Raw genomic sequence first — 12,630 nt, forward strand, 5'->3', positions numbered from 1 at the left:
ATGTTACTTCCCTTCCTCGATGAACGATTCGCGCACTCGACGCCAAAACGGGAACGGGCGGAACCGGGCGAACGTCACTTTTTCTTTCGCGACCGCGCAACGAATCGACTGGACGTTCGACCACGACAGTGCTTCCTGATGGTCGAACGCGAGCTCAAACTCCGTTTTCGTATGCGGTTTGATTTTGACTTGGTGGTGCTTCGGCAACAACAGTGGTGAGCCGATCGTCCGGTAGACGAGATTATTGATCGACGCCATCTCGGTCACTTGGATCGCCTCGATCGATGGATGGACGATCGCACCGCCGAGCGCTTTATTATAGGCGGTCGAGCCGGAAGGTGTCGAGATGCAAAGCCCGTCTCCCCGGAACGTTTCAAAGTAATCGTCACGGATCGACAAGTCACACACGAGCGTGCGCTTGTAATTTTTAATCGTACACTCGTTCATCGCCAACTGCCGCTCCGTCGTCCCGTCCTCATAGTCGATCAACACTTCGACGAGCGGATAAGATACCGGTTCGAACGACTCGCTCGTGATCATCTCTGTCAGTTCATCGAGCTCGTCCGGTTGCCAGTCCGCGTAAAAACCGAGATGGCCCGTATGGATGCCGACGAGAAGGGTGTCGTCTAGCCGGTCGACATATTCATGGAACGCCTGTAGCATCGTCCCGTCCCCACCGACCGAAACGACGATCCGAGGTTGTTCCGAGACGGAATGTCCCGCCTTGGTCAACTTGTCTGTCAACTCACGCGCGATCTCCGCGGAACGCGCATCTCCCCTTGACACAATCGCAAACTGCATACACTCGCCCCCCTAGTCTTGGTCCGTTTGGACGTTCATTTCTTTATCACGAAACACTTGCTGCGCATCTTGAATCTCGACGCGGAGCTGACTCATCTCAGCATCGAGCAGAAACGCCGCCTCCGCGGCCCGACGCAGCCGTTCTTGGACTTCTTGCGGCATGTCACCATCGTATTTATAGTTCAACGAGTGCTCGATTGTCGCCCAAAAGTTCATCGCGAGCGTCCGAACTTGGACTTCGACGAGCGTCGGGAATTCCCCGTGGATCGTCTGGACCGGGTATTCGATGATGATGTGATACGACCGATAACCCGATTCTTTTTGATTCGTGATGTAGTTCCGTTCCTCTACGATTTTAAAGTCGGTCCGGTGGTGCAACAGCTCGAGGACCTGCACGATATCGTCCACAAATTGACACATGATTCGAAGCCCGGCGATGTCTTGCATCTCGGTCGACAAGTGATCATAGGCGATCTGTTTGCGTTTCGCTTTCTCGAGGATGCTTCCGACCGGCTTGACCCTGCCGGTGACAAACTCGATCGGAGAATGGTCATTTTGCGAGTTGTATTGCTTACGGATCGCTTTAAACTTTACTTTCAGCTCATCGACCGCAATTTGATACGGCACTAAAAATTGATCCCAGTCCACTGATTGCATATGCTGTCACCACTTTCGTTCGTTTCGGAAAACCTTGCTTTTTTCCGTATGTATCCGATTGTATGGTATCATAAACCAACAATTGTTCATAGAATGGAGCGATGACGAATGACCCAAGAAGTGGAAATTGAGTTTAAATCGATGCTGACGAAAGATGAGTATGAGACGTTGCTCGAATCGTATCAGTTATCCGACCAAGTCAAATGGCAAGCCAACGATTATTTCGATACGCCCACGTTTGAACTGCGCAGCCAAGGCGCGGCCTTGCGCATCCGCGAGAAGAAGACCGGTCAAGTTTTGACGCTCAAACAACCGCACGATGTCGGACTGCTCGAGACGCATGCACCGATCAATGAAGAAGCGGCGGAAAATTTGTTCAAGTACGGCATCGTCCACGACGAACAGATGAAACAAGCCCTCGCCACGTTCAATTTGACCGGACCGCTCGAACATTTGGGCCGCCTCGAGACGAAGCGTGCTGAAATCGAGACGGCAGACGGTCTGCTCGTGCTCGATGAAAGTCATTATTTGGAGATTTGTGATTATGAAATAGAATTCGAAGTGACGGACGAAGCGGCAGGCCGAATCGCGTTTGAAAAGCTGCTCTCGAGCCACAATATCCCGTTACGTCCGGCCAAAAATAAAATCGTCCGATTCATGGAAGAAAAGATGGGACGGAGTGAAGGTTGAGCAGATACGTTGCCAACCTTTTTTTTTCGTTGCTACAATGAGCATACGATATATTTGATTTTGTTTACGAGAGGAGGCGACACAATGGAACTTGAACAATGTAATGAGTCATCCTGTTCACTGGAAGAATCTTCTATCCAAGTAACATATAAGCCATTAGAGTTATTCTATTTCATGGACATCTCTGATCCCGACGGTTTTCACGTGATGACACTCATTAAAAAACTCGAGCTCGAATACGGGCACTTGATTCGTTTTCGGATGGTCTCGACGGTTCCTAGTTGTGTTGGCGGATGTCAGGAAGAGGTTCGCCTTCTCACGATGATCAAGGCTATGGAATTACAAGGGAAACGCCATGCGATGCGTTTTTTGCGTCACCTTCATATTAACGACGCCTTTACGAAGGATGCTTCTAATGATGCCGACCTGTGGGAGATCGCGCGCTCTTACGCTGGATACGGACTCGACATCGATGAGTTGGCGGCAGATATGCAGTCGAATCAACTCTTGAGCGCCCTCGCTGTCGACCATCAAATATTAAAAGACTGGGAAATCGAATCACTTCCTGCCATGACGTTCGTCACTCGTGACGAGGCGCTCAAAATCGAAGGCGTCTATCCTTACGACGTGTACCAAGCCGTTATGAGTGAACTGCTCGGATACGTACCGAATCGGCAAACCGGTTGGAACGTTGAAAAAGTGTTACGTCACTACGACGCCTCGACAATCACTGAGCTCGCGTTCATCTTAGAGCTCGACAAGCCGATCATCGAACGGGAACTGAAAAAACTGTCGCTCCAGCAACGTTGCCGCCCTGTCCCCGGATGCAGCGGTCAAGCATGGGCCACACAAAAATAAACGGATACAAAAAGAAACCCACGGCCGGGGAGCCGTGGGTTTTTGACGTCTCAAGCGGGGACAAGAGACGCCGATCTTAACACCCGGGGAAGGTGTCAAGACGGGAGAAAGTTTACGGTCAATAAAGGGGTTTGTGATTGATTTCACACTTATAATATAACCATAGGCTCGCCTGTTGACAAGCACTTTGTTCATATTGTCACATAATGTTCACGCACATGCTCGCTTACGAAAACAGGAGTGATTCCATCTCATCGAGGACGGATTCAAACTGATCGAGCGCCGCTAACACAGGTGCTTTCGTCGTCATGTCAACGCCGGCCGCCTTCAACACCTCGATCGGGTAATCGCTCGACCCGGCTTTTAAGAACTTATCGATATAACGTTTAACGGCAGGCGCGCCTTCGTCCATGATTTGTTGCGACAACGCCGCTGACGCCGAAATTCCTGTCGCATACTGATATACATAGTAGTTGTAGTAGAAGTGCGGGATACGGGCCCACTCGAACGCGATCTCTTCGTCGATGACGATGTCGTCGCCGAAGTAACGCTTGTTCAACTCAAGATACGTCTCGTTCAAGTATTCTGGTGTGAGCGAGATGCCATCTTGGGCCGCTTGATGGATCTTATGTTCGAACTCGGCGAACATCGTCTGACGGAACAGCGTCCCCCGGAACGTCTCGAGTTGATTGTTGAGCAAGTAAAGACGCTCGGCTTTGTCCGTCCGTGTCTTCAACAAATAGTCGTTCAAGAGCGCCTCATTCGTCGTCGAGGCGACTTCTGCCACGAAAATCGAATAGTCCCCATACGGGTACGGTTGCGTGGCACGCGTGTAGTGACTGTGTACCGAATGACCGAACTCGTGGGCGAGTGTGAACAAGTTGTTCACGTTGTCTTGCCAGTTCATCAAGATGAACGGTTGCGTGTCGTACGCACCAGACGAATAGGCGCCGCTACGTTTGCCGCGAGTCTCCCGGACGTCGACCCAACGTGAGTCGAGACCGTCTTTGACGATTTGGACGTACTCGTCTCCGAGTGGAGCCAGACCTTGAACCATGAGCTCTTTCGCTTCTTCATAAGGCACTTTCATCTCGACGTCTTTGACGAGTGGCGTGTACAGGTCATACATGTGCACCTCGTCTACACCGAGCGCTCGTTTACGGAGCGCGACATAACGGTGCAACAGATCGAGCCGTTCATTCACCGCCTCAACGAGTCCATCGTATACCGATTCAGGAATCGAGTTGTTGTGGAGCGCCGATTGACGCGCACTCTCAAACTTGCGCACCGTCGCATAAAAGTTGTCCTTCTTCACGCTCCCAGACAGAGTTGACGCGAACGTGTTTAAGTATTGTTTGTACGTCCCATACATCGCTTTGAAAGCCGTCTCACGCACGCTACGGTCTGCCGACTCTAAAAACGTAATGTAACGTCCGTGCGTCAGTTCGACTTCTTCTCCTTGCTCATTCTTCACTTTAGGGAATTTTAAATCAGCATTATTGAGCATGCCGAACGTCGAGCTCGATTGTCCGAGCACGTCGCCGGCTTGGGCGAGGATTGCTTCTTCCGCTTCCGTCAAGACGTGGGGCCGCTCTTGCGCCAACTCATCGAACGCATGACGGTAGACAGTCAACCCTTCGTGGCCGCCCATGAACGCTGTGATCTCACTTTCGTCGATGGCGAGCAGTTCTGGTGTCATGAAGGCGAGTTGAGCCGAAATTTGAGCGGCGAGTGACCCGGCACGGTCGTTCAGCGCCTGATAATGGCTGTTGGCCGTATCTTCGTCATAGCGCATATGGGCGTATGTATACAGCTTATGCAGTTGACGCGAGATCTCGTCACGGAGCTGTAGCGCCGCGTAAAGTGTCTCGGCCGATTCCCCGAGTTTCCCTTTGAATTCAACGAGTTCAGGGATTCGGGCTTTGAGTGTCTCAAAGTCTTGCTCCCACGCTTTGTCGTCTGCATAGATGGTTTCTAAGTTCCACGTCTCCTCGACGGGTACTTGTTGTCGTGTTAGTACTTCTGACATATGTCCACTTCCTTTTCTCAGTTTATATACGATTTCGCCATGAATCGCTGAAACCCTTGAAACAAACGAATATCGTCACGAAGCGCTGCTTCGAGCGTGACCGGGACGTGCCAGTCGATGACATACTCTGACAAGCCGAATACGTTCAAGAGTTGTCTCCATTGTAACTGAAACGAAGAAACAAAGTCGCTTGTCGGAGTCGCGTTGAACTGGCGGCATGTCTTCTCGATGCTCCAAGCGAGCGAATCATTGGGCGCTTCCCGTCGATTCAAGTACAAGACCGTCTGAAAGTCGAACGGATGAATATGAATGCCCCAGAGCGACGGGAGCGGCAAATAGCAGACGGTCGGCAACAACGACGGTAAAATACCGAGCGGATAGAGACGATTCAAGATCAGCCGTCTGAAGAGCGGTGTTGGATAAGGCGGCGTCATGCGCTTTCGCCGCACGAGTTGAATCCATCGGTGCGCATCAAATCGATAAAACGGTTCAAATGGCGAGGCGTCAAAAGATGTCACTGGCACCCACGCGCCTTGTGCCCGTCTGAGCGAGATCGGACACCCGACGAACCGGTATAACGCGTTTTGGACCGGAACGATCAACGTACGCCGACGTGCGATCTCACACCTCATCCAAGGTGAAAAAGACGGTACCGGTTCAAGACGCAATCCGCTCGCGATCCAGATGACGGCAAGACCGTTTCGCTCATAGTGTCTCGTCCGTTCTACGTAAGAATCGACTGCTAGCGGTGATGCCTGTATTTCGACGACGAACGACGCCCCCGCTTTTGTCGCGACCAAGTCAGCCCGTCTCCCGTTCAGATCCACTTCTTGCTCGACATCATATCCGCCCGCCTGCAGCCATTGGCTGACGCCCCATTTATCGGTTCGGTGACCAGCCGACTCTAAGCTTCCACACGTTTGAACGTGAGAAAAATGGAGCCGTCGTTTCGCTCCTCGTTTTACAATGACCCGTTCTCCGCACTGCGGACATGAAAAAGGGGCAGCCGGTTCGATTTGCCTCCGACTCAACGTATGGGCATCGACGTACTCCCCTGTCTGATCGATTGCGAACCGCATCCCGCTTCCCCCTCATAATAATGGTGAAAACATTCGTGCCAAAGATTCAACGAGTTTGATGAAATAAGATCGTTCTGCGAACGCGCCCAACTCCAACTCGTGAGACCCTTCAAAATCTTTGTAGATGTCTTGCTTGAGCTGATGAACCGAGTTCGTGTTGTACAGCAGTGCGTTCACTTCAAAATTGAGATGAAAGCTGCGGAAGTCCATGTTTGCCGTCCCGATCGTCGCCAGGCCGTCATCGATGACGATGACTTTCGAATGCATGAATCCTTCCTCGTACAAATAAATCTTGACGCCAGAGCTGAGCAACTCCTCATAATAAGATCGGCTCGCATAGAAGACGATTTTATGGTCCGGGAAGCTCGGTAAGACGATGCGGACATCGATCCCCGACAAAGAAGCTGTCTTCAACGCACTCATAATATCCTCGTCAGGAATCAAGTACGGTGACGAGATGTATACCGATTTTTTTGCGGCGTTGATGAGCGCGAAATAAATCGACTTCATCGTCTCGTACGGCTCGTCCGGTCCGCTGGCGACGATTTGGACACCGCCGCTCGCGCTCCGTACCGTCTCGAGCGGCTCTAGATAGAACGGTGTGAACAAGCGCTCACCCGTCATATAGTACCAGTCTTGCAGAAAGATCAGCTGCAGTTCCGATACCCCTTCCCCTCTGACGTATAGATGCGTGTCACGCCAAAATCCAAACTTCGTATGCTCTCCTAAATACTCGTCCCCGACGTTCAAACCGCCCGTGAACGCTTCGGTCCCGTCGATGACGACAATCTTCCGGTGGTTCCGGTAGTTCGTCTTGCTCGAGACGAGCGGTAAGACGACGGGAAAGAACGCCTGGACGTGAACACCAGCTTGTCGCATCTCTTCGAAAAAAGAACTGCTCGTATGGATCGATCCGACCGCATCGTACAAAAACCGGACCTCGACCCCTGACCGCGCTTTTTCAATCAAAATACGTTGAATTTCCCGAGAAATACGATCTTCCCGGAAAATGTAATACTCGAGGTGAATGTGACGCGTCGCCCCGTTCAAGGCTGGCAATAGTTTCGAAAACTTTTCTTTTCCGTTCGTGAGGATTTGTGTATACGTGTTCGACGAGACGGGTAATTGATTCAATGAAGACGTTAAGTGGAGCAACTTCTCATAATCATCGTGCGGAAACATGAGCGATGGCGAGAGTGTCATCGCTTTTTGCCGATAAGCGAGATACGTTTCTTCATCCAACATCGCCTTCTCATTGAACATGCGTCTCCGCCGATAGTTTTGACCGAAGACGAAGTATGCGAATAAACCGACGACCGGAAATCCGAGCATGACGATTGCCCAGATGAGCGTTCGTTGCGGATTACGGTTCTCGAGCAAGATGACGAGCAGGATGCTAAACGTCGTCAGAAAGACGAGGATCGTGAACAGCCCAATCACTTGCGAGCTCCAGTAATAAGATAATACGGCAATGAGCCCTGCGAGCAAAAGAAGGGATAATAGTACTTGTATGCGTCGCAACATATTATAAGCTGACCCCGTTTCTGTCATGTATTATCATTAATTATACATCGGAACGATATCTTTTTGAGGGGAGTGGAGAAAATATGGGGACTTTTCTAGTGACGGGGGCGACGAGTGGCATCGGTCGTGCGGTCGCCTTACGGTTAACGGAAGAAGGACACGACGTCTTAGGCGTCGGACGTGATGAGACGAGAGGTAAGGCACTCGAACTCGAATCGGATAACACCATCACGTTCCTGAAATGTGATTTATCTCAAGCTGACGAGGTCGAGGCGCTCATGGATCGCCTCGTAGCCGATCAAGTCGTCCTGCACGGAGTATTCAATAACGCCGCGACGTTCGGTCGTCCCGGTACGCCTGAACGGTTGCCGGCCTCTGCTTTTGACGAAGTGTTCGAACTGAACGTGTTGGCGACAAACCGCCTCATTCAACGTGCGATTCCGCTCCTCGCGACCGGTTCAAGCGTGGTCAACAACGCAGCGATCGTCGGACACGTCAAGTTCCCGCCGATGCTCGGTCCATACGCCGCTTCGAAAGCGGCCGTCATCGCGTTGACGAAGACGTTCGCCCATCGGATGAAAGGAAAGATTCGTTTCAACGCCGTCTGTTTCGGACCGGTCGATACGCCGCTCAGCCATAAGCTGTACGGCGGCGAGGCAAAATTCAAAGACGCGATGAGCCATCATTTCCGTGGGAATGCCGCTTCACCGGAAGAAGTCGCACCGGTCGTCACGTTCTTATTGAGTGATGCGTCGAGCTATATTAACGGCCAAGCCATCACCATCGACGGTGGCTACAGCCTATCTTGAACGCAAAAAGGGGTTGTCTACGAATTAGACGGCCCCCTTTTCACTTTTGTGCGAACAGCTGTATATTATGCCTTGATCTTCCTCGCTTGCATCATCTGGGTCGTCAAGAACGCCTTTTCGCGCGGATGAAAGTCGTCCCATGCGAGCACGTCTTCAATGTAATCGACGAACTCTTCAAACGTATCATGATGCGTTGGATGAGCGCGCAGGCGCCCGATTCGGATCGCCTCGAAAATCGACGCCATCACGAAAATGTCATGGCTCGCGTACGTCTTGATCGGTGCTAACGCCTCGAACAATGTCGCTTCCATCGCTTTCCGTTTGATGTGCCAATCACTCTTGCCGTTTGAGAAGACGAAATCCCCTTCCGGAAGTTCACTCAATTCCCGTAAGATGTCCCCGATATAGTGAATCGCATGAATCGCCGTGTTCGGGTCGTTAATTCCCGGCGACACTCCTTTAAGGGCGATCTCACTCAATTTTTCGATGACGAAGGCCGGGTCTTGAATCGATGAACGGATCTCGCCGATTTGAAAAACATCTTTGTCGAGAGCGTCATCCCCTAGCCAATACCCGAGAATATCTCCTTCCGCCACAAAGTCGCCGACCGCGACGACCGATTCGAAACTGATGTCGTGATCTTCTTGTTTCTCGCTCGAGAACAGTTGAACATAGCCGGTCCGTGAGGCGTACACTGCTTGCCCTGCTTCGAACGTATGGACCGATCGCTTCAGCACGATGCTCACCTTCCCGTCTTCGACCGCTTGTTTCTGTTTGACAATGACGGACAGTGCCTCTCGATGTAAGGACGATAACAGGCGTTCAGCTTGAATCGAGACGCTGATCGTCTGAATGAACTTGACGAACGCCCAGATCGAACTGACGACTAATACGACGCTGACACCTGAGGCGAGGACGGCGTCTTCTTCCGAAGTCCGAATGAGAAATAAATTCGTGATGCCGTACACGGTCGTCATGATGAAAATACCGAGCGTATGTTTCGAAGCCGAGTTTGTTAAAAAGTTATTGATCGTACGGGGCGAGAATTGAGATGAATACGTCGTCAGCACGACTAAAATCGTCGAAAAACTGAACGTCATCATCGTCATGAGACTCGTGAACGACGACGAAAGGACGGAAGCCGCTGAATCCTGATCCAAATAAATGATTTCTGGCAACAGTTCGCGGAAAAAGCTACCGAAATACTGCGTCAGAAACGTTAATACGATACCACCTGTCCCATACAAAAACGGGACGAACCACGTACTGTCTGACAACGTCAATTGTAAACGTTTGAGCATCAAGTCACCTCTTCAATATGTATAGATTAGTAAAAAAATCGCCTGTCCGCTTGAACAGGCGATTCGAGTTTAAAAATAGTGACGTACTTTTGAGAACACGTCGCCGTCGAGAATCGGTTTACCGTACTCCTCGAGCATAGCGAGGGTTTGCGTACTGAACGACAAGTATTCGGCTAAAAGACTGAGGACGTTCTCTTCTTCTTCCGGCTCCATCTCGTCCGGGAAGTCGATCCACAAGTAGTAACGGTTTTCATAATGGAATAACTTGAGGGTGACGTTACTCAGCGTATCACCGGCCCGTTTGCTCAGAGCGATAATCGCCTCAAAGTCATCCGTATCCATAGCTAACGGAGCCCACGCCTCCGGTTCAGCTTCGACTTCATCGAGTTCACTCAACTGGTCGAGGACGGACTGTTGATCACGCGCTTCGTCGATTGCGTTGCGCAAGAGCGACCCGAGTTCTGCGTCGTCTTCTGTGTCGATCACATTTTTCGCGATCGTGACGGTCACTTCAAGTCCTTTTTCAAACGCTTGTACTTGTATCCATAGTGGACCATCGAACGAGATATCTTCCCGTTCGTGCGCTTCGTCCATCATCTGCCAGAACAGCTGCTCACCACGTTCTCGGTTGTACCAAATTTCATCCCGGGCGAATCCGCGTTTCTCGATATCGACATAAGTGATGAAAAACTTGACGGTATTGTCATTGATGCGCTCAATTTTCACGATTGTCCACTCCCTTCTGACCTCACTCCTACTTCTTAAGGAGGAGAGGGGAAATTGTCTTGTTATCATAGTACCCTTTTTTTGACCTGTCAATCTATTGATGATGGGGTGTGTACCACTATTTTATCGGAAAAACGAGATAATAAAAAGCACACTGCTTAGACAGTATGCTTCCTCACTCGTTGACGAGTCGTTGCGCTTCTTGAAGTTGGAACGTACGAACTTTGCGAGGCAAGAATCGACGAATCTCATCTTCGTTATATCCGACTTGAAGGCGTTTTTCATCAATCAAAATCGGACGGCGAAGGAGGCCCGGATATTCTTGAATCAAATCGTACAACTGCTGAAGCGAAAGTGCGTCGACCGATACATCGATTTTCGAGAAAACTTTTGAGCGGGTCGAGATGATCTCATCTGTGCCGTCTTCTGTCATGCGTAAAATCTGTTTAATCTCATTGAGTGAGAGTGGTTCTGAGAATATGTTTCGTTCTGTAAATGGGATATCATGCTCTTCGAGCCAAGCCCGTGCTTTTCGGCACGATGTACAGCTCGGAGACGTATAAAGTGTGACCATTTTCGTTCCTCCCTGATCAAATGTTCGTCCATTTTTTTAGTGACTCTTCTTGTATACCCAAAATCTCGTTCACGTAATTATAATAATTCTTATTTATTGAAACTTCAATGATATTCTTTCTCATCCGGGTAAGAAAAGAGGACGCATTCAGAAGAATGCGACCTTGATCGACCGTTCTACGAAGCTGGAATCCGAGAAACCGGTTGTGACACCGTTTCTTTCCCTGGCTTCACTTGCAAGTCTTTCAATTTCTTCTTGAGCACTTCTTTTAACAGTTTCTTTTTCTGTTGCAGTACTTTGTCACGCTCTTTCATGGTCTCTCACCCCCATGGACGAAAGGAAAAAACCAACCATTACTGTATCTGAAAATCTTAAAGTTGCACTAATCTATAGTTAAATTATAGCACATCCTATTGAAAAATGTTGAACAATCTCGTAAAAAATCATGATTTCACATGTTCCAAATTTGCATTTACTTATCCATTCCCGTATAGTTAATAGAAATAATCTTTGAAATCACCAAGGAGGAGAGCACGAATGAGAATCACGTTAGAAACGATCATGCAGCATCACGTCACCCAGAAATACTTGACACGATCTGGATTAAAACATGCCGTTGACGTCTGTGAACGCGCTCTCGAATTGGCGACACGACGAGGGCTCGACACCGATCTAGCAACGAAGGCTGCACTGCTCCACGACATCGGTCATTACGAATGGTACACCGAAGGCAAGTGGAACTACGACTTGTATCGCCAAAACGATATCCACGCCATCAAAGGCGCGGAACGCGCACATAAACTGTTGATCCGGCTCGGAGAAGATCCGGCTCGGGCCAAGGAAATTTCCGTCATGATCCTGCTTCATACGGATTCTTACCTTCCGCCTAACCGCATCCAACGGACCCCGCTCCAACAGCTCGTCCATGACGCCGATACGTTCGTCGAACAGCCGGGCGGCCTCCACCACTACGAGACGATGGAGATTGAAGACGCGCTCGCTCGCGTCCGTTTAATCGATGCCGTCGTCGAGCGTCTCTCGAACTTGCCGCGCATCTCAAATGCCTAACACCGTCCGGGTCTCCCACGGTGTTTTCGTTTGAGCAAAAAAGCCCTAAAATCCAATTGGATTTTGAACTGAACCAAAAAAGTTAGACACTAAATAATTTGTCAGGCGACTTCGAGAACCTGGGTCCGGTATTCCACCGGGCTCAGGTTTTTTAGTCGTTTCTTGATGCGACGATGATTGTAGTACTCGATGTAGCGCTCGAGCTCCTGTTTGAAATGAGCCATGTCCTCGAACTTCCTGAGATAGAGTAGCTCGGACTTGAGCACGGCGAAGAAGCTCTCGATGGCCGCGTTGTCGAGACAGTTGCCCTTTCGGGACATGCTTTGGGTGATGCCGTGTTCGCGAAGCTTCGCCGTGAACGCTCGAAATTGGTATTGCCAGCCTTGGTCAGAATGGAGGATCGGCCTTCTATCGTTATCGAGTCTCGCGATGGCTTGGTCCAACATCTCGCCGATGAATGGATACTTAGGCTTATCTGACATCGTATAGGCGATGATTTCACGGTTTGCCAGGT

14 protein-coding genes are annotated in these 12,630 nt (G+C 50.2%); 4 read left to right on the forward strand and 10 right to left on the reverse strand.

Translation table 11 applies throughout. From position 1 onward, the window contains the following. Positions 1–3 precede the first annotated feature (3 nt). Together EVJ24_RS06785 and EVJ24_RS06790 are read right to left on the reverse strand one after the other, a co-directional pair. On the reverse strand, positions 4–801 hold the full coding sequence (locus tag EVJ24_RS06785; RefSeq protein WP_131440417.1) for an NAD kinase: 798 nt from the start codon (positions 799–801) through the stop codon (positions 4–6). A gap of 12 nt (positions 802–813) precedes the next feature. Then, positions 814–1,458: a GTP pyrophosphokinase gene (locus EVJ24_RS06790; protein WP_070327625.1), complete on the reverse strand. Its 645-nt coding sequence runs from the start codon at positions 1,456–1,458 to the stop codon at positions 814–816. A 108-nt stretch (positions 1,459–1,566) separates the two neighbouring features. Here EVJ24_RS06790 and EVJ24_RS06795 point away from each other — a divergent pair, with 108 nt between their 5' ends. After that, complete coding sequence (locus EVJ24_RS06795) at positions 1,567–2,148, forward strand: CYTH domain-containing protein (protein WP_174545507.1); 582 nt, start codon at positions 1,567–1,569, stop codon at positions 2,146–2,148. Positions 2,149–2,481: 333 nt separating this feature from the next. Then, entirely contained in the window at positions 2,482–3,006 is a 525-nt protein-coding gene (locus tag EVJ24_RS06800; RefSeq protein ID WP_236633408.1) for a DsbA family protein, read from the forward strand. Positions 3,007–3,232: 226 nt separating this feature from the next. Here EVJ24_RS06800 and pepF read toward each other — a convergent pair whose 3' ends face one another. Genes pepF through cls form a run of 3 tightly spaced genes read right to left on the reverse strand, consistent with a single transcriptional unit; the run spans position 3,233 to position 7,638 of the window. Continuing rightward, positions 3,233–5,035 (reverse strand): oligoendopeptidase F, encoded by a 1,803-nt coding sequence (gene pepF / locus EVJ24_RS06805; RefSeq protein ID WP_070327627.1) that lies wholly within the window; start codon positions 5,033–5,035, stop codon positions 3,233–3,235. 17 nt (positions 5,036–5,052) lie between these two features. Further along, entirely contained in the window at positions 5,053–6,114 is a 1,062-nt protein-coding gene (locus tag EVJ24_RS06810) for a competence protein CoiA (RefSeq protein WP_131440419.1), read from the reverse strand. A 12-nt stretch (positions 6,115–6,126) separates the two neighbouring features. Beyond that, on the reverse strand, positions 6,127–7,638 hold the full coding sequence (gene cls, locus EVJ24_RS06815) for a cardiolipin synthase (protein WP_070327629.1): 1,512 nt from the start codon (positions 7,636–7,638) through the stop codon (positions 6,127–6,129). Positions 7,639–7,721: 83 nt separating this feature from the next. Between cls and EVJ24_RS06820 the strand changes: the two genes are divergently transcribed. Next, a complete protein-coding gene (locus tag EVJ24_RS06820; protein ID WP_131440421.1) occupies positions 7,722–8,447 on the forward strand; it encodes an SDR family NAD(P)-dependent oxidoreductase in 726 nt (241 codons plus the stop codon). 65 nt (positions 8,448–8,512) lie between these two features. On the opposite strand, the gene EVJ24_RS06825 is transcribed toward EVJ24_RS06820, so the two are convergent. The 4 genes from EVJ24_RS06825 to EVJ24_RS15445 form a co-directional block, all read right to left on the reverse strand. Next, a complete protein-coding gene (locus tag EVJ24_RS06825) occupies positions 8,513–9,748 on the reverse strand; it encodes a DUF2254 domain-containing protein (protein WP_131440423.1) in 1,236 nt (411 codons plus the stop codon). Positions 9,749–9,817: 69 nt separating this feature from the next. Continuing rightward, positions 9,818–10,474 (reverse strand): adaptor protein MecA, encoded by a 657-nt coding sequence (gene mecA, locus EVJ24_RS06830; RefSeq protein WP_071399493.1) that lies wholly within the window; start codon positions 10,472–10,474, stop codon positions 9,818–9,820. A 175-nt stretch (positions 10,475–10,649) separates the two neighbouring features. Continuing rightward, entirely contained in the window at positions 10,650–11,048 is a 399-nt protein-coding gene (gene spxA, locus EVJ24_RS06835; RefSeq protein WP_015881217.1) for a transcriptional regulator SpxA, read from the reverse strand. 176 nt (positions 11,049–11,224) lie between these two features. After that, the gene (locus EVJ24_RS15445; RefSeq protein WP_167331259.1) at positions 11,225–11,362 is read right to left on the reverse strand and encodes a hypothetical protein; all 138 of its coding nucleotides are present in this window, start codon (positions 11,360–11,362) and stop codon (positions 11,225–11,227) included. 223 nt (positions 11,363–11,585) lie between these two features. Here EVJ24_RS15445 and EVJ24_RS06840 point away from each other — a divergent pair, with 223 nt between their 5' ends. Beyond that, positions 11,586–12,116, forward strand: coding sequence for an HD domain-containing protein (locus tag EVJ24_RS06840; RefSeq protein WP_070327633.1), 531 nt, complete (start codon positions 11,586–11,588; stop codon positions 12,114–12,116). A 101-nt stretch (positions 12,117–12,217) separates the two neighbouring features. Here EVJ24_RS06840 and EVJ24_RS06845 read toward each other — a convergent pair. Further along, positions 12,218–12,630: IS3 family transposase (locus tag EVJ24_RS06845; RefSeq protein ID WP_161568736.1), on the reverse strand; the 413-nt coding region annotated here is incomplete at its 5' end.

The sequence above is a fragment of the Exiguobacterium sp. SH1S21 genome, from assembly GCF_004337175.1.
In the GTDB taxonomy this organism is placed as follows: domain Bacteria; phylum Bacillota; class Bacilli; order Exiguobacteriales; family Exiguobacteriaceae; genus Exiguobacterium; species Exiguobacterium aurantiacum_A.

Bases quoted from the DNA above. Each gene is read 5' to 3' on its own strand.
- EVJ24_RS06785 (WP_131440417.1), bottom strand. From the start codon at position 801: ATGCAGTTTGCGATTGTGTCAAGGGGAGATGCGCGTTCCGCGGAGATC.
- EVJ24_RS06790 (WP_070327625.1), bottom strand. From the start codon at position 1,458: ATGCAATCAGTGGACTGGGATCAATTTTTAGTGCCGTATCAAATTGCG.
- EVJ24_RS06795 (WP_174545507.1), top strand. From the start codon at position 1,567: ATGACCCAAGAAGTGGAAATTGAGTTTAAATCGATGCTGACGAAAGAT.
- EVJ24_RS06800 (WP_236633408.1), top strand. From the start codon at position 2,482: ATGGAATTACAAGGGAAACGCCATGCGATGCGTTTTTTGCGTCACCTT.
- pepF (WP_070327627.1), bottom strand. From the start codon at position 5,035: ATGTCAGAAGTACTAACACGACAACAAGTACCCGTCGAGGAGACGTGG.
- EVJ24_RS06810 (WP_131440419.1), bottom strand. From the start codon at position 6,114: ATGCGGTTCGCAATCGATCAGACAGGGGAGTACGTCGATGCCCATACG.
- cls (WP_070327629.1), bottom strand. From the start codon at position 7,638: ATGTTGCGACGCATACAAGTACTATTATCCCTTCTTTTGCTCGCAGGG.
- EVJ24_RS06820 (WP_131440421.1), top strand. From the start codon at position 7,722: ATGGGGACTTTTCTAGTGACGGGGGCGACGAGTGGCATCGGTCGTGCG.
- EVJ24_RS06825 (WP_131440423.1), bottom strand. From the start codon at position 9,748: ATGCTCAAACGTTTACAATTGACGTTGTCAGACAGTACGTGGTTCGTC.
- spxA (WP_015881217.1), bottom strand. From the start codon at position 11,048: ATGGTCACACTTTATACGTCTCCGAGCTGTACATCGTGCCGAAAAGCA.
- EVJ24_RS15445 (WP_167331259.1), bottom strand. From the start codon at position 11,362: ATGAAAGAGCGTGACAAAGTACTGCAACAGAAAAAGAAACTGTTAAAA.
- EVJ24_RS06840 (WP_070327633.1), top strand. From the start codon at position 11,586: ATGAGAATCACGTTAGAAACGATCATGCAGCATCACGTCACCCAGAAA.